This window comes from Cupriavidus taiwanensis (assembly GCF_900250075.1).
Lineage (GTDB): Bacteria > Pseudomonadota > Gammaproteobacteria > Burkholderiales > Burkholderiaceae > Cupriavidus > Cupriavidus taiwanensis_C.
Genome location: NZ_LT977071.1, coordinates 1,380,897 through 1,398,840 on the forward strand (window position 1 = coordinate 1,380,897; position 17,944 = coordinate 1,398,840).

General features: G+C 70.4%; 19 protein-coding genes. 9 read left to right on the plus strand and 10 right to left on the minus strand.

Annotated elements, in window-relative coordinates; translation table 11 throughout:
* Positions 1-8: 8 nt before the first annotated feature.
* On the minus strand, positions 9-839 hold the full coding sequence (locus tag CBM2588_RS22590) for an IclR family transcriptional regulator (RefSeq protein WP_115682578.1): 831 nt from the start codon (positions 837-839) through the stop codon (positions 9-11).
* Complete coding sequence (locus CBM2588_RS22595) at positions 836-1,663, minus strand: IclR family transcriptional regulator (protein ID WP_115682579.1); 828 nt, start codon at positions 1,661-1,663, stop codon at positions 836-838. Before CBM2588_RS22595 ends, CBM2588_RS22590 begins: the two co-directional genes overlap by 4 nt.
* Positions 1,664-1,973: 310 nt before the next feature.
* On the opposite strand from CBM2588_RS22595, the gene CBM2588_RS22600 reads away from it, so the two are divergent.
* The 4 genes from CBM2588_RS22600 (at position 1,974) to CBM2588_RS22615 (ending at position 6,516) form a co-directional block, all read left to right on the plus strand.
* Positions 1,974-2,933, plus strand: coding sequence for an MBL fold metallo-hydrolase (locus CBM2588_RS22600; protein ID WP_115682580.1), 960 nt, complete (start codon positions 1,974-1,976; stop codon positions 2,931-2,933).
* 59 nt (positions 2,934-2,992) lie between these two features.
* A complete protein-coding gene (locus CBM2588_RS22605) occupies positions 2,993-4,735 on the plus strand; it encodes an FAD-dependent oxidoreductase (protein WP_115682581.1) in 1,743 nt (580 codons plus the stop codon).
* Positions 4,736-4,771: 36 nt separating this feature from the next.
* Complete coding sequence (locus CBM2588_RS22610) at positions 4,772-4,996, plus strand: DUF2783 domain-containing protein (RefSeq protein WP_115682582.1); 225 nt, start codon at positions 4,772-4,774, stop codon at positions 4,994-4,996.
* A 152-nt stretch (positions 4,997-5,148) separates the two neighbouring features.
* Entirely contained in the window at positions 5,149-6,516 is a 1,368-nt protein-coding gene (locus CBM2588_RS22615; RefSeq protein WP_115682583.1) for an MFS transporter, read from the plus strand.
* 56 nt (positions 6,517-6,572) lie between these two features.
* On the opposite strand, the gene CBM2588_RS22620 is transcribed toward CBM2588_RS22615, so the two are convergent.
* Positions 6,573-6,881, minus strand: coding sequence for a hypothetical protein (locus CBM2588_RS22620; RefSeq protein WP_010814535.1), 309 nt, complete (start codon positions 6,879-6,881; stop codon positions 6,573-6,575).
* 173 nt (positions 6,882-7,054) lie between these two features.
* Here CBM2588_RS22620 and CBM2588_RS22625 point away from each other — a divergent pair, with 173 nt between their 5' ends.
* Complete coding sequence (locus CBM2588_RS22625; RefSeq protein ID WP_018007233.1) at positions 7,055-7,276, plus strand: DUF2188 domain-containing protein; 222 nt, start codon at positions 7,055-7,057, stop codon at positions 7,274-7,276.
* Between the two features lie 59 nt (positions 7,277-7,335).
* The gene (locus CBM2588_RS22630) at positions 7,336-8,721 is read left to right on the plus strand and encodes an erythromycin esterase family protein (RefSeq protein WP_115682584.1); all 1,386 of its coding nucleotides are present in this window, start codon (positions 7,336-7,338) and stop codon (positions 8,719-8,721) included.
* Positions 8,722-8,755: 34 nt separating this feature from the next.
* Here the strand turns inward: CBM2588_RS22630 and CBM2588_RS22635 are convergent, their stop codons facing one another.
* From CBM2588_RS22635 to CBM2588_RS22650, 4 genes are all read right to left on the minus strand, one after another.
* Positions 8,756-9,073, minus strand: a complete 318-nt coding sequence (locus CBM2588_RS22635) for a hypothetical protein (RefSeq protein WP_115682585.1) — start codon at positions 9,071-9,073, stop codon at positions 8,756-8,758.
* A gap of 98 nt (positions 9,074-9,171) precedes the next feature.
* A complete protein-coding gene (locus CBM2588_RS22640) occupies positions 9,172-9,447 on the minus strand; it encodes a BON domain-containing protein (RefSeq protein WP_115682586.1) in 276 nt (91 codons plus the stop codon).
* 25 nt (positions 9,448-9,472) lie between these two features.
* Positions 9,473-10,036, minus strand: a complete 564-nt coding sequence (locus CBM2588_RS22645) for a BON domain-containing protein (RefSeq protein WP_115682587.1) — start codon at positions 10,034-10,036, stop codon at positions 9,473-9,475.
* A gap of 44 nt (positions 10,037-10,080) precedes the next feature.
* Complete coding sequence (locus tag CBM2588_RS22650; protein WP_172583652.1) at positions 10,081-11,244, minus strand: flavodoxin family protein; 1,164 nt, start codon at positions 11,242-11,244, stop codon at positions 10,081-10,083.
* A 310-nt stretch (positions 11,245-11,554) separates the two neighbouring features.
* On the opposite strand from CBM2588_RS22650, the gene CBM2588_RS22655 reads away from it, so the two are divergent.
* Both CBM2588_RS22655 and CBM2588_RS22660 read left to right on the plus strand, forming a co-directional pair.
* Positions 11,555-12,121, plus strand: a complete 567-nt coding sequence (locus CBM2588_RS22655) for a CinA family protein (protein WP_115683694.1) — start codon at positions 11,555-11,557, stop codon at positions 12,119-12,121.
* Positions 12,122-12,202: 81 nt separating this feature from the next.
* A complete protein-coding gene (locus CBM2588_RS22660) occupies positions 12,203-12,547 on the plus strand; it encodes a hypothetical protein (RefSeq protein WP_115682588.1) in 345 nt (114 codons plus the stop codon).
* 103 nt (positions 12,548-12,650) lie between these two features.
* Here CBM2588_RS22660 and CBM2588_RS22665 read toward each other — a convergent pair whose 3' ends face one another.
* Genes CBM2588_RS22665 through CBM2588_RS22675 form a run of 3 tightly spaced genes read right to left on the minus strand, consistent with a single transcriptional unit; the run spans position 12,651 to position 14,157 of the window.
* Positions 12,651-13,268, minus strand: coding sequence for a diguanylate cyclase (locus CBM2588_RS22665; RefSeq protein WP_115682589.1), 618 nt, complete (start codon positions 13,266-13,268; stop codon positions 12,651-12,653).
* Positions 13,269-13,296: 28 nt separating this feature from the next.
* The gene (locus CBM2588_RS22670; RefSeq protein ID WP_115682590.1) at positions 13,297-13,749 is read right to left on the minus strand and encodes a PA2169 family four-helix-bundle protein; all 453 of its coding nucleotides are present in this window, start codon (positions 13,747-13,749) and stop codon (positions 13,297-13,299) included.
* Positions 13,750-13,785: 36 nt separating this feature from the next.
* Positions 13,786-14,157, minus strand: coding sequence for a hypothetical protein (locus tag CBM2588_RS22675; RefSeq protein ID WP_115682591.1), 372 nt, complete (start codon positions 14,155-14,157; stop codon positions 13,786-13,788).
* Between the two features lie 339 nt (positions 14,158-14,496).
* On the opposite strand from CBM2588_RS22675, the gene CBM2588_RS22680 reads away from it, so the two are divergent.
* Positions 14,497-17,940: an alpha-1,4-glucan--maltose-1-phosphate maltosyltransferase gene (locus CBM2588_RS22680; protein ID WP_115682592.1), complete on the plus strand. Its 3,444-nt coding sequence runs from the start codon at positions 14,497-14,499 to the stop codon at positions 17,938-17,940.
* Positions 17,941-17,944 lie beyond the last annotated feature (4 nt).

Consider the following 17,944-nt stretch of genomic DNA (forward strand, 5'->3'; position numbering starts at 1 on the left):
GCCTGGCCTCAGGCTGCGTCCGGCGCGCCGAAGCGCCACGACAGCCGCGCCGCCGCCTGCCGCACCAGCGCGGCGGTGGCGCCTTCGGTGCTGCTGTCGAAACTACCGCTGGAACCCATCACCGCGATTACAAGCGCCAGGCTGCCGGTGTGGTCGAACACCGGTGCCGCCAGCGTGTCGATGCCCGGCACCGGATGGCTCTGCGCATTGTCGATGCGCGCCGCGCGCACCTGCGCCAGACGCCCGGCGTAGGCCGGCGCCAGCTTGCCGCCGGGTCCGAGCACCTGGTCGGCGGCGGCGCCTGCCATGCGCAGCGCATCGTTGCGCAGCAGGCCCGGCAGCACATTGGCCGGCAGGTGCGCCGCGACAGTTCGGCCGATCGCGGTATGGACCAGCGACAGCACCGTGCCCACGCGCAGGCTGACATGCTGCGGCCGCGCCGATTCTTCCAGCCGCACCACGGTGGGCCCGAGCGGCCCCAGCACCGCCATGGCCACGCTCAGGCCCGTGGCCCCGGCCAGCTCGATCACCTCCGGTTCGGCCTCGCGCGTCGGCGACAGCCGCTGCAGCGCGATCAGCCCCAGTTCCAGCGCCAGCGGTCCGCACAGGTAGTTGCCGGCGGCATCGCGCGCCAGCAGTCCGGTCTTCTGCAGGCTGACCAGGTGCGGAAAGGCCTTGGCCGCCGGCATGCCCGCGGCCAGCGCCAGGTCGCGCAGCGGTAGCGGCCGCCCCGCGGCCACCAGCGCGCCGAGCAACTGGCCGGTGCTGTCGAGCGACTGGATGCCGCGCTGTGGCTTGCCGCCGTCGGGGTCTTGCGTGGTTTCGGTCGCGCCGCTCATGCCTGTTCACCGTTCGGTTCGCGCAGCGCCGCGCCGATCTCCGCGCCCGCGGCGAGCAAGGCCCGCGCCGCCGCGCCGTGCCAGTCGACGTCGATGGCACCGGTCGATCCCACCAGCGTCAGCACCAGCCGCAGCGCGCCGGCGCCGTCGAGCACCGGCACGCTGAGGCTGCTGACGGCCGGGCTGGGCGCATCGATGCTGCGCTCGATGCCGCGCGCACGGATTTCCGCAAGCCTGTCGCCGAACGCGGCCAGGTCGGCTTCGCCGGCATCCGGCTGCTGCGCCTGCCACAACGGCTGCCACTGCGCCGGCGGCTGGAAGGCGCAGAACACCCGGCCGGTGGCAGTGGCCGCCAGCGCCATCACCGTGCCCACGTGCAGGTTGACGTGCAGCGGCGCGGTGGCCGGCACATAGCGCACGATGGTCGGTCCCTGCGGCCCGGCCAGGCAGATTGCCACGCTGCAGCCCAGCGCCTGCGCCAGCGCGTCGGCGCGTGGCAGCGCGGCGCGCCAGGCGGCGTCCTGCTCCAGGTGCAGCAGGCCCAGGCGCAGCGCCAGCGGTCCGGGCTCGTAGCGGCCGGACAGGTGGTCGCGCTTGATCAGGCCAAGCCGCGCCAGGCTGACCAGATAGGCGTGCGCCTGCGCCGGCGCCAGCTGCGCGGCGTCGGCCAGCGCCGCCAGCGGCATCGGCACGCGCGCCGAGGCCAGCGCCGCGAGCAGGCGCGCGCCCACCTCCACGCTCTGGATGCCGCGCTGCGCCTTGTCGGCACGCGCCGCCGGCGCGCCCGCCGGCGCCACCGCTGTCCCCGCCCTGGGTCTGGCCATCAGCGTCCTGTGTGTTCGGAAAAACCGGATATTAATCGAACGCCCCCCGGATCCCGCCGCACGCGGGTTTACCCCCATCTCGACCCGCTCGAAGTTCGTCGCTCCAATTATTTGTCATAGGCTAATCATTTCGCTATTGATTAATTCGACGACCTTTCCTAAGATGTCATTACCCCGTCGCGACACGGCAGACCCAGCCGTGCGAGATCCGGAAATCCATACGAACGGGGGCGAGACAGCCAGTGCCACGCCGCATGCGCTTGCGGCCATTCCCGCGCCGTCCCGCCCTGCCACAAAAGGAAAAGACGCCATGTCCAAGGCATTCGCATCGCAGGCCGACCTGGAAGCCAAGCAGATCACCTTCACCCAGCTGTCCGAGAACGCGTGGGCCTATACCGCCGAGGGCGATCCCAACTCCGGCGTGGTGATCGGCGATGACGGCGTGCTGATCGTCGACACCACGGCCACGCCGGCGATGGCGCAGGACCTGATCGCGCGCATCCGCACCATCACCGACAAGCCGATCAAGTACGTGGTGCTGTCGCACTATCACGCGGTGCGCGTGCTGGGCGCGTCGGCCTACTTTGCCGAGGGCGCGCAGCAGATCATCGCCAGCCGCGGCACCTACGAGATGATCGTCGAGCGCGGCGAGGCCGACATGAAGTCCGAGATTGAACGCTTCCCGCGCCTGTTCGCCGGCGTGGAAACGGTGCCCGGCCTGACCTGGCCGACGCTGGTGTTCGACAAGGAAATCACCCTGTTCCTGGGCCAGCTGGAAGTGCGCATTGCCCACCTGGGCTCGGGCCATACCAAGGGCGACACCGTGGTGTGGCTGCCGCAGCAGAAGGTGCTGTTCTCCGGCGACCTGGTCGAATACGACGCCGCCTGCTACTGCGGCGATGCGCAGCTGGCCGAATGGCCCGCCACGCTGGACGCGCTGCAGGCGCTGAACCCCGAGAAGCTGGTGCCGGGCCGCGGCCCCGCGCTGACCACGCCCGATGAAGTGAAAAAGGGCATCGCCTACACCAAGGACTTCGTCACCACGCTGTTCAGGTCCGGCCAGGAAGCGGTGGCGGAAAAGCTCGACCTGAAGGCCGCGATGGCGCACACGCGCCGCGCCATGGACCCGAAGTTCGGCCACGTCTTCATCTATGAGCACTGCCTGCCCTTCGATGTCTCGCGCGCCTACGACGAGGCCAGCGGCATGCGCCATCCGCGCATCTGGACCGCCCAGCGCGACCAGGAGATGTGGGCCGCGCTGCAGGACTGACGACGGCACATCAGCAAGCCATCGCACAACAGAGTATTTCAGGTGGAGGAGACACAAGCATGAGCAGCATCGACTACCAGCGGCTGACGTTCGCCTACCAGCCCTGCGCGGAACAGCAGCGCGCCGGGCAATCCGCTGATGCCGCGCCCGCGGCGGTGCATCCGGTGGTCGTGGTCGGGGCCGGTCCGGTGGGGCTGGCCACCGCCATCGACCTGGCGCAACGCGGCGTGCCCGTGGTGCTGGTGGACGACGACTGCACGCTGTCCACCGGTTCGCGCGCGATCTGCTTTTCCAAGCGCACGCTGGATATTTTCGACCGCCTCGGCTGCGGCGAGCGCATGGTCGACAAGGGCGTGCGCTGGCATGTCGGCAGGGTGTTCCTGCGCGACGAGCAGGTCTACAGCTTCGACCTGCTGCCCGACAGCGGCCACCGCCGCCCGGCCTTCATCAACCTGCAGCAGTACTACCTCGAAGGCTACCTGCTGGAGCGCGCGCAGGCGCTGTCCAATATCGAGATCCGCTGGCGCAACAAGGTGGTCGGCGTGGAAAGCCGCCGCGCGCCTGACGCCGGCGTGGTGCTGACGGTCGAGACCCCCGACGGCTGCTACCCGCTGGCCGCGCGCTATGTGGTCGCCGCCGACGGCTCGCGCAGCCCGATGCGCAAGCTGCTGGGGCTGGACAGCAAGGGCCGCACCTTCCGCGACCGCTTCCTGATCGCCGACGTGAAGATGGAGGCCGATTTCCCGGCCGAGCGCTGGTTCTGGTTCGACCCGCCCTTCCATCCGCACCAGTCGGTGCTGCTGCACCGCCAGCCGGACAATGTCTGGCGCATCGACTTCCAACTGGGCTGGGACGCCGACCCGGTGCTGGAGAAATCGCCCGAGCGCGTGATCCCGCGGGTGCAGGCGCTGCTGGGCAAGGACGTGAAGTTCGAGCTGGAGTGGGTCAGCGTCTACACCTTCTCCTGCCAGCGCATGGACAGCTTCCGCCACGGCAATATCCTGTTCGCCGGCGATGCTGCGCACGGCGTTTCGCCGTTTGGCGCGCGCGGTGCCAACAGCGGTGTCCAGGACGCCGAGAATCTGGCGTGGAAGCTGGCCTACGTGCTGCAGGGCCATGCCTGCGACCGGCTGCTCGACACCTACGCCAGCGAGCGCGAGTTCGCCGCCGACGAGAACATCCTCAACTCCACCCGCTCGACCGACTTCATCACGCCCAAGAGCGCCGCCAGCCGCGTATTCCGCGACGCGGTGCTGGCGCTGTCGAGGCGCCATGCGTTCGCGCGCGCGCTGGTCAACAGCGGCAGGCTGTCGGTGCCGGCGGTGCTGCATGGCTCGCCGCTGAACACCGAGGACGCCGCCCCGGATGCTGCCGGCAAGCTGGTGCCGGGTGCGGTCTGCTGCGATGCTCCGGTGTCCGGCGTGGACGGCGCCGGCTGGCTGCTGTCGTATCTTGGCGGCGATTTCACCTTGCTGGTGTTCGGCAATCCGGAGGCCATCGATGGCGGCACCCTGGCCGACCTGGCCGCTCTGAAGCAGGCCGGCACACCGCTGCAGCTGGTCTATGTGACCGACGCCGCGCAACCTCCCATGACCTGCACCCACGCCACCGTGCTGCGCGACGACCAGGGCCTGGCGGCGGCGCGCTACGGCGCCAGGCCCGGCACCTGCTACCTGGTCCGTCCCGACCAGCATGTGTGCGCGCGCTGGCACCGTCCCGACCCTGCCGCAATCCGCGCCGCGCTGGCGCGCGCCACCGGCGCCGACCTGCGCGCGCCGCAGCCGGGCCGCATGGCCGCCTGATGGCCCGCACGCCAGCCCTGCCCAACGGAGACAGCCATGCCCAATTCGCTCAACACCCAGCCCAACCTGGCGCGCCCCGACGACTTCTACGAAGCGCTGATCGAGATGCACCGCGACCTCGACGAGGCCCAGAGCCAGGCCGCCAACGCGCAGCTGATCCTGCTGCTCGCGAACCATATCGGCGACCACGACGTGCTGCTGGCGGCCATGGCCGAGGCGCGCGCCGGCGTAGTGGCCAGCGCCGACACCACGCCGGCATGACCGGATAACCAGGCGCAGGCGCGGCCGGTCCGAGCCTGCGCCTGGCGCTGTCCTTCCACCCATCCCGGGCCAACGCGCACCAGACGCGGCCCACTGGCGGCAACCGCCCGGCTGCCCGCCGCCGCAGCCACCACCGCACGGAGACAACATCGATGAGCCATCCGGTCTCAGGGGAGCTTTCGTCCCTATCCAGCCTGGCGCCTTCCGCCCCGGCCGCCCCAACCACCGCAGCACTCGCCGCGCGCGACGAGGAAGCGCTCTACCGCAAGGTCTGGCTGCGCATCATTCCCTTCCTGTTCGTGTGCTACGTGGTGTCGTTCCTGGACCGCATCAACATCGGCTTCGCGCAGCTGCAGATGAAGCAGGACCTGGGCTTCAGCGATGCCATGTACGGCCTTGGCGCGGCGGTGTTCTACGTCGGCTACGTGCTGTGCGAGGTGCCGAGCAACATGCTGCTGGCGCGCTTCGGCGCGCGCCGCACCTTTACCCGCATCATGGTGCTGTGGGGCACCGTGTCGGTGGCGATGATGGCGGTGTCGACGCCGGCGCAGTTCTACGCGCTGCGCTTCCTGCTGGGCGTGTTCGAGGCCGGCTTCTTCCCCGGCATCGTGCTGTACCTGACCTACTGGTTTCCCGCGCGCCGGCGCGCCGCGGTGATGGCGATCTTCTTTGCCGGCGTGGCGGTGGCGGGCGTGCTGGGCGGGCTGGTGTCCGGCTGGATTATGCGCGACATGGCCGGCGTGCTGGGGCTGCAGGGCTGGAAATGGATGTTCGCGATCGAAGGCGCGCCGGCGGTGCTGCTGGGGCTGGCGGCCGCGCGCCTGCTGGTCGACGGGCCGCAGCAGGCCGGCTGGCTGAGCGAGCGCGAACGCGCCCACCTGCTGCGCGACACCGCCGCGCATACCCAGGGTGGCGGCCATTCGCTGCATGCGCTGCGCCAGGTGCTGCGCAACCCGCGCGTCTACCTGTTCGCCTTTATCTATTTTTCGCTGACCTGCGGCTCGCTCGCGCTCAGCTTCTGGATGCCGCTGATGATCCGCGATTTCGGCGTGACCGACGTGATGTCGGTAAGCCTGTATTCGGTGGTGCCCAATGCGGTGGGCGCGGTCGGCCTGATCCTGATTGCGCGGCATTCGGACCGCACCGGCGAGCGCCATCGGCATTTCCTGCTGTGCACCGCGGGCGGCGCGCTGGCGCTGGCGGCGCTGACCTTGCCGCTGCCGGGACTGGGCGCGATGCTGGCCATCCTGTCGGTGGCGGCGGTGCTGATCTTTGCCGCGCTGCCGGTGTTCTGGGCGCTGCCCCCGGGCTACCTGCCCGGCGCCGGCACCGCCGCCGGGATCGCCTTCATCAGCAGCATCGGCATCACCAGCGGCATCGTCAGCCCGTGGGTGATCGGCCAGATCAAGACCCGCACCGGCAGCCTCGACCATGCGCTCTATTTGCTGGCGGCGCTGCTGCTGGCGAGCGGCCTGGCGATGTGGCTGGGCGTACCGAAACAGCCCGCGCGGCCGGCGTGAGCCAGGCCTCGGGAAACCTCAATTCCGGATAGTCCGCACCCGCACGGGTGCGGCGTTCAGTGGGATCGGCCGCAGGGAATCACGGAGGCGATTTCCTCCCGCATCACCTCGACCACATCGTCGATTTCCAACCCTTCGGCGGTGACCAGCACGTCCTGTCCGCGCCCGATGGCGTAGACCACGCCGCGCCAGCGGCCGGGCTCGACGGCCTCGCACAGGCGGATATTGAATTCGGTGTCCTGGTCCTGGCTATACACCGTCACCAGGTCGCCCACCTGGGGAGTGCGCACCGCTTCTCCGTCGAACGCCCGGGCCACCACGGTCACCGGCGACTGCGTCAGCCCCCTGGCAAATCTTGCACGCATGGTCCGCTCCTCTGATTGCGATCCAAGTCCAGCTTACAAGAGGCCGGACAAATAACCAGGGATTTCCATCCTAAAGTGGAACCGGAAGCGCTTCGCGCCTGTCAGACGCCGCCGGATAGACAGCGCGCGCAGATCGACCACAATAAAAGGACCGATATCCGAGGAGACCTGACATGGGCAGCAACATACACGTCGTTCCGCACGACGAAGGCTGGGACGTCATCCACGAAGGCGCACGCTACGCCGAATCGCACCACGCCACGCAGGAAGAGGCGGTCGCCGCCGGCACCTCGCAGGCCCAGCGCGAGCACGTCGAATTGCTGATCCATGGCCGCGACGGCCAGATCCGCTCGCGCAACAGCTTCGGCCACGATCCCCGCACCATTCACGGCTGACCCGCGCTGGTTGCCGCAACGCTGAGGATGCCGGCACGCTGCCGGCACCCCGCGCCACCATGCCACAACACCGGGCCGACCCGCACGCCGTGGCAGCCATCGCTGCCGCGACCGTGCCGTGGCCGGCGATCGACCACGCGGCCGAGAGCCCGTTCACCGGCCCCTTCGCCAACGCTGCCGCGGCGCTCGCCGATCGGCTTGGCCATCATCGCGTCGTGCTGCTGGGCGAAAGTACGCACGGCACCGCCGAGTTCTATCACGCACGCGCCGCGCTGACCGCGCAGCTGGTGGCCCGGCACGGCTTCGGCATCATCGCGGTGGAGGCGGACTGGCCAGACGCCGCGGCGGTGGACCGCCATGTGCGCGGGCGCCCGCCGCGGCCCGCCGAATCCCCTCGCGCCGCCTTTACGCGCTTCCCGGTCTGGATGTGGCGCAACCTCGAGGTGGCGCGCTTTATCCGCTGGCTGCACGCGCACAATGCCGCGCTGGCGCCGGCCCGGCGCGCCGGTTTCTTCGGCCTCGATATCTACAGCCTGGGCGCCTCGATGGCGGCGGTGCTGGCTTACCTGGAAGGCGTCGATCCCCGCGCCGCGCAGGCTGCGCGCGAACGCTATGGCTGCCTGGAACCATGGCGGCGCGACCCCGCGCGCTACGGCCGCGCCGTGCTGCACGGCACCCATGCCGACTGCGAGGACGCGGTGGTCGAACAGCTGCAGGCCCTGCTCGACAAGCGCCTCGCCTACGCGCGCGACGGGCACGAGGATTTCCTCGACGCCGCGCAGAATGCGCGCCTGGTGGCTTCGGCCGAGCGCTACTACCGCGTCATGTACCACGGCAGCGACGACAGCTGGAACCTGCGCGACACGCATATGTTCGAGACCCTGGAGCAGTTGCTGCACGCCCATGGGCCGGCATCGCGCGCGGTGGTGTGGGCGCACAACTCGCATATCGGCGATGCGTCGCAAACCGAGATGGGCACCAGCCAGGGCCAGCTGAATATCGGCCAGCTATGCCGCGAGGCCTTTGGCGACGCGGCCGCGCTGGTCGGCTTCAGCACCTACGACGGCACCGTCGCGGCGGCAACCTCGTGGGACGGTCCCATGGAAGTCAAGCAGGTGCGCCCCGCGCGAACAGACAGCTACGAGCACCTGTTCCACGCAGCCGGCCATGCGCAGGGCTGGACCGATTTACGCGGAGATGGCGTTGACCACGGCAAGGGCAGCGCCGTGCACGCCGAATTGCGCGAACTGCTGATGCCGGCGCGGCACGAGCGCTTCATCGGCGTGATCTACCGCCCGGAGACTGAACTGCAGAGCCACTACGCACGCGCCATCCTGCCGCGGCAGTTCGACGTGCTGGCGTGGTTCGACCGCAGCAGCGCGGTACCGGCGCTACCCGCGGCGCCGGCACCGGGCGCGCCCGAGACCTGGCCTTCGGGTCTCTGAGACGCTGGCGCGACCCGGCCGCTGCTTGCCTCAGTTACTTGCGGCTCTTCGGCGCCTTCGGTTCCGAAGCCGGATAGTCATACCGTTGCGGCGATTGCGGCCCCTCGTTGACGGCGGGGCTGGCCGGCGTGGCAGGCGTTGCCGGGGTGGCGCGGGTGCCCGCGCCGCCCGGGGTCGCGGGTGTGGCCGGCGTGGCGGGAGTGGCGCGGCGCGTGTCGCCCTGGCCCGGCAGGACATCCGAGGCCGACGTGCCCGGCGCGCGCGTGTCGGCGCCCGGGCGAGTGGTGGTGGTCTGGGCCCACGCGGGGGCGCTGAGCAGCGCGGCCAGCGCAACGATCGCGGTGTATCTCATGACAGTCTCCTTCCTCGTTAATCCATCGCTGATGGCCAGCCGCGTTCGGCAGTGGCCGGAACCGGCTCCGTTGCGAAAGCCGTGCCAGCGCGCGCAGTTCAGCCGCCGGTGCGGTCGGGCGCGACCTCGATGTGATTGACGACGTCGCACCCGCCGGCATGCGTGCGCACGCAGGCCTCCACCGCGGCGCGGTCGGCGGCGCTGCCGATCGCGCCGCGCAGCGTGATGCGGCCCTGCGCCACGTCCAGCGCAATCTCGCTGACGTCGAGGCCGCTCTCCCACAAGCGCTCGCACAGCGAGGCCTGCAGCGCGGTGTCGGCCGCGCCGACCGCGTTGCCGCGCGGGTTGGTGTCCGCCTTCGTGGAACCGGGCATGGGCATGGTCTGCGCGCCGCCGCCCTCAATACATGCGCATGCCGTGGCCGGGATGGCCCTCGGCGCCGGCCGGCCTTGCCACGCGCAGGTGGTTGACCAGGTCCCTGACGCCGAAGACCTCGTCGGCGATATCCTCGATGCGGTACTTCTGGTGCCGGTCCGGCACGCTGCCCTCCAGCGTCACCACGCCCTGCTCGACCCGCACCTCGACCTCGTTCAGGTCCAGCCGGCCACTGCGCGTCAGTTGCTCGCACAGGTCTTCCAGGATGCGCTCGTCGCTGCGCTGGTAGTTGCGCGGTCCGACCGGCCGCCATGGCTGCGTCCCGCCACGGTAGAGGTCCATGCGCTCGTTGTAGCCGGTGAACTGGCGGTAGGGATCGGCCCTGCCCCGGGCTTGCGGAGCCTGGACCTCGTGCGGCCGCCATTCCCCGCTACCGCGTCCGGCACGGCCCCCCCCAAATTCGCCGGGGTCGACTGGCTGGTCATAGTCGTACACGCCATAGGCTCCCACGTAGTGGCTGCGCATATCGGCCTCGGGCACGGCACTTTCGTGCCATGGCGGGCCGCGCCAGTTGTCTCTGCGATCCATCGTTGCCTCCGTTGTTGCCTCCGTTCTTGCCCGGGCCCGTTGCGCTACTTCAGCCGCGGCGGCACCAGGCCGTGGTCCGCGCTGCGCAGTTGGCCATGGCGCAGCTGCTCGACCGCGCAAGCAAGCGCACGCGCCACGTTGTCGACTTCGCCCTGCACGCTGGTGTCGTGGTCCAGCGCGACGTGGCTGGTGGCATAAGGCTCGTAGTAGCCGATATACCGGTCCAGCCGCGCCTGGGCGCCGGCATCGACCAGTCCCATCCAGTCCAGCCAGTCGGACAGCGCGCGGCGCACGCCTTCGATGCCGGCGACGTCGCCATGCACCACCAGCCCGTAGGCGCGGCCGGCCAGGTGCTTGGGATAGTCCCAGCCCGACAGCTCGATCGCCTTGGCCCTTGCCACGTTCTTGCCGCGCGTGGTGGTGGGATCCGGGTTGCCGCCATCGGCGCAGACCAGCCGGTCCATCATCAGCTTGAGCGGGCTGGTGGCCTGGTACCAGTACACCGGCGTGACGATCAGCACGCCGTGGCAGGCGGCCCAGCGCGGGTAGATCTCGTTCATCCAGTCATTGACCTGGCCCAGCGCATGGTTGGGATAGCAGCTGCACGGCCAGTGGCACAGCGGCATCGCGGTCGATACGCAGCCCTTGCATGGATGAATATGCAGTTGCGCGTCGGAAGTCAGGTGGCTCAGGTCGAGCAGGTCGACCTCGATGCCCTGCGCTTCGAGTCGCTCGCGCGCGCGCCCGGCCAGGCGCCAGGATTTCGACATCTCGCCCGGGCAGGTGTAGTCGTTGCGCGAGGCCGCGCACACCAGCAGCACGCGCGAGCGCGTGGAGGGATCGGCCTGGCGCTGCTGGGCCACCCGCACCGCCTCGCTGGCGGCGCGCCATTCGTCGGAGAGATCGTAATCCGGGTCGGCATAGCCCGCGCCCGCCTTGTGCGTGAGCGGCGCCTTGCGGCTTTGCGCATAGGCATCCCAGGCAATGCGCTCGAGCCGGTCCAGCGCTTCGTCCTCCTGCCGATAGGCGGGGTCGGCAAAGCGCGCCAGGAAGCGCTGGCGAAAGACTTCGCGCGGCAGCGGACCGGTGACCTGGCCCTTGCGCACATCCTCGGGGTTGCCGGCGTGGCGCGGCGCGCGCGGCGCATCGTGCGCGGGACGGTCTGGGGGCGCGGATGGCATGGGCGGCTTCGGCGGCTGCTCGGGCATGTCGGTCTCCGTAATGCATGGCCTCGGTACGGGTCTCCATACGGTCTCCGTACAGGTCGTTGCGCACCGGACATGCAAGATGAGCGCCACCGCCGCGCATGGTGTGCGTCGCGCGCGGCGCGCAGCTTTTACAGGCGCGCTCCGGCGCTGCATGTACATTTTTCCCCGCATTTGGAACCGCCCGTGGCGCCAGCGGGCGCGCGCTGTCCCTGCAGCGCCGCGCGTGCGCTATCCACTTGCTGGCACGGAACCTGCCCCCTGCGGGAAATCGACTGCGGATACCGCAATGGAGAACATGCGAGTGATTGCGATGAGCCACGGCGCTGCAGGCGGCGGCAATAACGTCGGCATTGCGCGCTATCTGCTGCGCCATGGGCTGCGCGTGGTCACGGCGGAATCCTGCACCGCCGGCCTGATCGCCTCGCGCATCGCCGAGGTGCCGGGATGCGGCGACGTGCTGCGCTGCGCGATCGTGGCCTACTCGCCGTCCGCCAAGGAACAGCTGCTGCACGTCCCGGCCGAGACCATCCGGCGCCATGGCCTGACCAGCGAGGCGGTTTCGCTGGCAATGGCGCGTGGCGCCATGCAGCTGACCGGCGCGGACCTGGCGATCGCCAACACCGGCGTGGCCGATGGAGGCGGCGACGGCGATATCCCCGCCGGCACGCAGTGCTTTGCCTGGGTATTCCGCCGCCACGGCCATGCCGCGCACGACGTGGTGTCGCACGCGGAGGGCATCGCAGCCTTTACCGAGACACGCCGCTTTGCCGGTGCGCGCAACGCCGTGCGCGAAGCCGCCGCGGACTGGGCCCTGGCACGCATCTGCCACTACCACGAACTGGCGCGCAGCGGGCAAGGCCGCGACGCGCGCCCATGAATCGCCGGCGCGCCGAGTAGGCATGCCGGCAATCCCGAGGGCCCTGGGCCCGACCGACGTAGTCTTGCAATGGAGACCATCATGAAACGCACTCTCGCTACCACGGCACTGGTCGTCGGCACCGCGCTCTGCCTGCCGGCCTTTGCCCAACAAGCCCCGACGTCGCCGAACGTGCCGAACCCCAGCGTGCCGCCGATCGAAGGTTCGCCTCCCGCCTCGCGCAACCAGCCGGCCGCTACCGACATGGGCTCCGCTTCCGCTCCCGGCGCCAAGGACACCATGAAGAAGTCCAAGTCCAAGTCGGACAAGGCCTCGACCACCGCGCGCAGCAAGAAGCCGCGCGAGCAGGGCGCGCCCGCCGCACCGACCGCCGACGCGCCAAGCGGACCGAAGGGCGATTCGCCGGATCCGGCGCCCAAGCAGTAAGCGCCTGACTGATCCTGGACAGGCGGCGCGCCGTGCGCGCCGGCTGCTCGCCCGCAGCGCCCGCACCGCAACGGACTATCGCGCCAGCGGGCGCCGCGGCAGGTCAGCCGCCGCCGCGCATGGCCCGCGTCGCCTGTGCCAGCAGGGCCTCGCGTTCACGCCGGCGCCAGCGCACGCAGCGCCATAGCTCCTCCAGGTAAGGAAGCCCCGCCAGCAGCACCACCGCTACCAGCAGGCTGGCCAGATACGCCGGCGGCAGCGGCTCGGCCTTCAGCGCCAGCGCCATCCGCGCCGGCTCGGGGCCGCGCCCGAACAAGGCCAGAAACTGGTCCCAGTGCAGCACCACCACATACGACGCCGCGGCCAGCGGCAGCACTTCCAGCAGGCTGTGCATGTGCTGCTCGACCGGTGCGATATGGCGGCGCTTGCTGGCGTAATGCACATCCCACCATGCGGTGAGCTCGTGGATCACCAACGCCGCCAGCACCACCGCGATCAGCAGCGCGTTGACCTCCAGGAACAGCACCAGCAGCAGCGGCAGGCCCACCTCGGCCAGCATCAGCATGTGCAGCAGCGATTCGGTGACGCCGGCGTTGCGTTCGATCTGGGTGGCCCGGTGGCAGAGCCAGTCGCCCACGCCCGCCAGCAGCCACAGCGGCACCAGCCCGTACATCAGCACGAGGCGGGCGGCATGTTCGAAGGCAGTAAGGTCGGCCGGCATGGCAGCGGTATGGCCCGATGCGCGCCGGCTACGGCCGCTCTTGCGGCGCGCGGTACTGCTGCCGCAGCACCCGGAACAGCTCGTGGTTCAACTGCACGCCGCGATACTGCCGGCGCACCACGGCACGCAGGCGCGAGCCCAGCACATGCATGCGCAGCGCACGCGCATAGCGCCGCTGCACCGCGTGTTCGCGCTTGCTGATGGCCTGCACGATGGAACGGTCGGAGCTGTGCTTGCCAATCGCCGGTGTCGCCGGGGCCGGGCCGGAAGCCGTCATGGGCAAGGCCTCCGGCACCTCGCCCAGGTCGAGCAGGCACGCCTGCAGCTCATGGGCGGCCTGCGCGAACGCATTGGCGCGGCTGGTCAGCACCGACTTGAGGTGGGGGTTGGCCGCGGCGGTGGCGGCGCGGCGGCAGCCCAGTTCACCCTCGCGCGAGGCCGCGATCAGCGCATTGAGCAACAGGATTTTTTTCTTCGCCATGGCACACCTGCCCTGGTCCGCGGGCGGACCGTGAAGTCACCGATCGGAGCCGGCGGCTGCCGGCGGTTGCGCGTTGGCGCCGGGCATGCGGCGCATGCCGGACTGGTCCAAGGATAGCGGCTGGCCCTGCGTGGCGCCAGTTGCAGCGAAGGCGTGCTGCGATGCGGCCCGCCACGCCTTGCGCGCCTCGCGCATGCCGCGCAGGTTCATCGCGATCAGGGCCAGCTGCAGCACGATCAGCGCATGGGCGTCACCGTGCCAGCCCCATGCAATCCACAGCACGTTGCTGGCCAGGAACACCCAGAAGCCGGCGCGCCGCCGTGTGATCGAGCGCGAGCCGACCAACCACGTCGCCACTACCGTCACCACCATTGCCGGCCATTGCGCCGCCTCCAGCCACTGATCCATGAGTCCCCTTAGATGGCTTGCCACCGTGCCGGCGATGGCACGCATGGGCTCACAGGGGCAAGAACCATACCGGGGAATGCAGCTGCCGGCAGCGCCCGCGCGGCCTTGCGCGATATTTCCATCAACGCGGCGGCCACCAGTACTTTTTACAAGCCGTTGCCGAATCGGCACATGCGCCGGCGCGCCGCACGCCCTTGCGGTGCCTCGGCAAACCGCCCCGTCGCCGCGCGCGGGCGCGCTGGCACGCACTTCGCATGGCAGAGCCATCCCGGCGGCTGGCCGCAAGGCGCCGCTCCGGGATTTTTGTTGCTCCGACGGAGCGAAACACCGGGAGGACATGTGCGGATCTGCCAGATCGACCTGACCGGAACGCCCGAAGCCGATCAGCATGCGCTGCAGCGCGTGGCGGCACTGGGGTTCGACCACGTATTGATCGGCGGCTGGCCGCACCTGCCCGAGGACGACACGCTCGCGGCGTGCGCGCGGCATGGCCTGGCCCCGCTGCTCGATATTTCACTGGACCGCTATATGGCGGACGGCGCCGCCGGGACCGACGACCTTCCCGATGCCGCCTGGATCGATACCGCGGCGCCCGCGTTCGCGCCGCATGAAACCGACAACCATATCCCCGGCACGCGCCTGCGCTGGCATGACCGGCACATCGCCGAGGCGCTGGTGCAATGGTGGGCGGCGCGGCTGCGCCTGGCGTGGGCCGCCGGCGCGGCCGGCTTTTGCTGCCGCGCCCCGGCACGCGTGCCCGGTGAGTGCTGGGCCGCCCTGCTGGCAACCCTGCGCGGCGATGCGGTGCCGGAAACGGCGCGCGGCACACCGCGCTTCCTGGCCTGGACCCCGGGGCTGACCCCGGCACAGCTGGACGAACTCGCGCCCGCCGGCTTCGACGGCGCCTTCTGCTCGCTGCCGTGGTGGGACTACCGCAGCGCCTGGCTGACCGAGGAAATGGCGCGGCTGCGCCGCCTCGGCCGGGTGCTGGCGGCGCCGGCGCTGGCGCCGGCGCGCCATGACGCGCTCAGCGCGCGGCGCGCGCTGTGGACCGCCGCGGCGATCGGCGACGGCATCCTGGTGCCGGCGGGGTTCGAGACCGGCGGCGCGCAGGCGCGCGATCCGCTGGCGCCGGACGGCCACGTGCATGACGGCGTGCCCTACGACATCACCCATGAAGTGCTCGAGGCCAATACCTGGCTGGCCGCGCGCGACCCCGCGCCGGCCCTGGCCGTGCGCCTGCTGAGCGGCCCCGACGCGCCGCTGACCGTGCTGGCGCGCCTGCCCACCCCCAACGGCCATGGCAACGGGCCCGATGCCGCGCCGCGCCGCGATGACCCGGCCGTGCCCGCCGCGGGCCCCGCACTGGCGGTGGTGCTCAACCCGGATCCGATGGAGCCGGCCAGCCTGGGCGCCGACCGCGTGCTCAGTGCCATGCCGCATGCCAGCGCCCGCCTGGAGCCCGCCGCGGGCGGCCCGGGCGGCACCCTCGACGGCACCAACCGACTCGATGCGCTGTCCAGCATCACGCTGGCGCCGGCCGATATCCGCCTCTACGAAGTGCCACCGGTGCCGCTGAGCCGGCCCGGCATGCCGCGGCCCGACGCGACCGCGCCGCACGGCCACGAAACCCTGGCGGTCACCGGCCTGGGCAGCGTGGTGGCCGCCATGGAGGCGCCGCGCATCGCCATCGAACGGGTCGAGCCCGCCTGCGACGCCGGCCGCTTCGCCGTGCGCCGCGTGGTGGGCGAGCGCGTTGACGTCAGCGCCGATATCTGGATGGATGGTCACGACAAGCTTGCCGCCGCGGTGTTGTGGCGCGCGCCGGGCGAGAGCGACTGGCGCGAGACGCCGATGCAGCCAGGCGTCAACGACCGCTGGGAAGGCAGCTTCCCGCTGGTGGCGCTGGGCCGGCATGAATTCACCGTCGAGGCCTGGCGCGACACCTATGCCAGCTGGCTCGACGAGATCGGCAAGAAGCGCGCCGCGGGCCTCAACGTCGCGCTGGAAATCGAGGAAGGCGCGCGGCTGGTGGCCGATGCGCTGCTGCGGCCGGCGGCAAATGGAAAAGCGGGCAACGGCAAGGCCGGCAATGGCCGCAAGTCCGGCAAGAAGGGCAGCCAGCAGTCCGCCACAAACGACGAACTCTCCGCCATCGTCGACGAGCTGACCGCGGCCGCCGGCGACGACGAACGGCGCCTGCAACTGCTGCTGTCCGAGCGCACCGCCGCGGCCATGCAGGCCGTGATGCAGACCCCGGCGGGACGCCCGTTCGCGTCGCGCCATCCGGTGGCGATGCCGGTCGAGGCCGACCGGCTGGCCGCGCGCTTCGCCAGCTGGTATGAGCTTTTTCCGCGCTCGCAAAGCAACGACGCGCAGCGCCATGGCACCTTCGACGACGTCATCGCGCGCCTGCCCGCGATCCGCGCGATGGGCTTCGACGTGCTGTACTTCCCGCCGATCCACCCGATCGGCCGCACCCATCGCAAGGGCCGCAACAACAGCCTGCGCAGCGAGCCGGGCGATCCCGGCAGCCCCTATGCCATCGGCAGCGCCGAAGGCGGCCACGATGCGCTGCATCCAGAGCTGGGCACCTTCGAAGATTTCAGCCGGCTGATCGACGCCGCCGCCGCGCAGGGCCTGGAACTGGCGCTGGACTTCGCGATCCAGTGCTCGCCCGACCACCCGTGGCTGCGGGACCATCCGGAGTGGTTCGCGCACCGGCCCGACGGCTCGCTGCGCTACGCCGAGAACCCGCCCAAGAAGTACGAGGACATCGTCAACGTCGACTTCTACGCCGCGCCGCCGGCCGGTGCCGCGCTGTGGCAGGCACTGCGCGACGTGGTGATGTTCTGGGCCGACCACGGCATCCGCATCTTCCGCGTCGACAACCCGCACACCAAGCCGCTGCCGTTCTGGGAATGGATGATCGCTGACGTGCGCGCGCGCCACCCCGACACCATCTTCCTGGCCGAGGCCTTCACCCGGCCCAAGATGATGGCGCGCCTGGCCAAGCTGGGCTTCAGCCAGTCGTACACCTACTTCACCTGGCGCAACACCAAGTGGGAGCTGACCGAGTACCTGACCGAGCTGACGCAAAGCCCCCTGCGCGATTTCTTCCGGCCGCACTTCTTCGTCAACACGCCGGACATCAACCCTTACTTCCTGCATCACGGCGGCCGCCCCGCGTTCCTGATCCGCGCGGCGCTGGCGACGCTGCTGTCCGGGCTGTGGGGCATGTACAGCGGCTTCGAACTGTGCGAGAGCGCGCCCTTCGTGCTCGATGGCAAGGTGCGCGAGGAATACCTGGACTCCGAGAAATACCAGCTGCGCGTGCGCGACTGGCAGCAGCCCGGCAATATTGTCGCCGAGATCTCGCGCCTCAACGAGATCCGTGCCGGCCACCCCGCGCTGCAGAACCACTTGGGGCTGCGCTTCTACCATGCCGGCAGCGACGCGGTGCTGTGGTTCGCGCGCTTCGTGCCGGGCACCGATTACCTGTTCGGCGACGACGTGCTCCTGGTGGCGATCAACCTCGACCCGCGCACCGCGCACGATGTCGATATCGAAATCCCGCTGTGGGAATGGGGCCTGCCCGACCAGGCCGGCCTGGCGGTGCAGGAGCTGATGCGCGGCCAGCGCTTCGAGCTGCGCGGCAAGCACCAGCGCATCCGGCTCGACCCGGCGCAGCTGCCGTTCGCGGTCTGGCACGTGCAGCCGCTGGAACGTCCCGCCCCCCGCCCACCTGCTGCGCCGGTCTCGACCGACCCGCACGGCGCCTGACAGG

Excerpts from the sequence above, each read along its gene's own strand:
- CBM2588_RS22675 (WP_115682591.1), bottom strand. The coding sequence starts at position 14,157 with ATGGATCAGTGGCTGGAGGCGGCGCAATGGCCGGCAATGGTGGTGACG.
- CBM2588_RS22655 (WP_115683694.1), top strand. The coding sequence starts at position 11,555 with ATGAGCCACGGCGCTGCAGGCGGCGGCAATAACGTCGGCATTGCGCGC.
- CBM2588_RS22615 (WP_115682583.1), top strand. The coding sequence starts at position 5,149 with ATGAGCCATCCGGTCTCAGGGGAGCTTTCGTCCCTATCCAGCCTGGCG.
- CBM2588_RS22605 (WP_115682581.1), top strand. The coding sequence starts at position 2,993 with ATGAGCAGCATCGACTACCAGCGGCTGACGTTCGCCTACCAGCCCTGC.
- CBM2588_RS22625 (WP_018007233.1), top strand. The coding sequence starts at position 7,055 with ATGGGCAGCAACATACACGTCGTTCCGCACGACGAAGGCTGGGACGTC.
- CBM2588_RS22635 (WP_115682585.1), bottom strand. The coding sequence starts at position 9,073 with ATGAGATACACCGCGATCGTTGCGCTGGCCGCGCTGCTCAGCGCCCCC.
- CBM2588_RS22595 (WP_115682579.1), bottom strand. The coding sequence starts at position 1,663 with ATGGCCAGACCCAGGGCGGGGACAGCGGTGGCGCCGGCGGGCGCGCCG.
- CBM2588_RS22665 (WP_115682589.1), bottom strand. The coding sequence starts at position 13,268 with ATGCCGGCCGACCTTACTGCCTTCGAACATGCCGCCCGCCTCGTGCTG.
- CBM2588_RS22660 (WP_115682588.1), top strand. The coding sequence starts at position 12,203 with ATGAAACGCACTCTCGCTACCACGGCACTGGTCGTCGGCACCGCGCTC.
- CBM2588_RS22640 (WP_115682586.1), bottom strand. The coding sequence starts at position 9,447 with ATGCCCGGTTCCACGAAGGCGGACACCAACCCGCGCGGCAACGCGGTC.
- CBM2588_RS22610 (WP_115682582.1), top strand. The coding sequence starts at position 4,772 with ATGCCCAATTCGCTCAACACCCAGCCCAACCTGGCGCGCCCCGACGAC.
- CBM2588_RS22630 (WP_115682584.1), top strand. The coding sequence starts at position 7,336 with ATGCCACAACACCGGGCCGACCCGCACGCCGTGGCAGCCATCGCTGCC.
- CBM2588_RS22645 (WP_115682587.1), bottom strand. The coding sequence starts at position 10,036 with ATGGATCGCAGAGACAACTGGCGCGGCCCGCCATGGCACGAAAGTGCC.
- CBM2588_RS22590 (WP_115682578.1), bottom strand. The coding sequence starts at position 839 with ATGAGCGGCGCGACCGAAACCACGCAAGACCCCGACGGCGGCAAGCCA.
- CBM2588_RS22670 (WP_115682590.1), bottom strand. The coding sequence starts at position 13,749 with ATGGCGAAGAAAAAAATCCTGTTGCTCAATGCGCTGATCGCGGCCTCG.
- CBM2588_RS22600 (WP_115682580.1), top strand. The coding sequence starts at position 1,974 with ATGTCCAAGGCATTCGCATCGCAGGCCGACCTGGAAGCCAAGCAGATC.
- CBM2588_RS22620 (WP_010814535.1), bottom strand. The coding sequence starts at position 6,881 with ATGCGTGCAAGATTTGCCAGGGGGCTGACGCAGTCGCCGGTGACCGTG.
- CBM2588_RS22650 (WP_172583652.1), bottom strand. The coding sequence starts at position 11,244 with ATGCCCGAGCAGCCGCCGAAGCCGCCCATGCCATCCGCGCCCCCAGAC.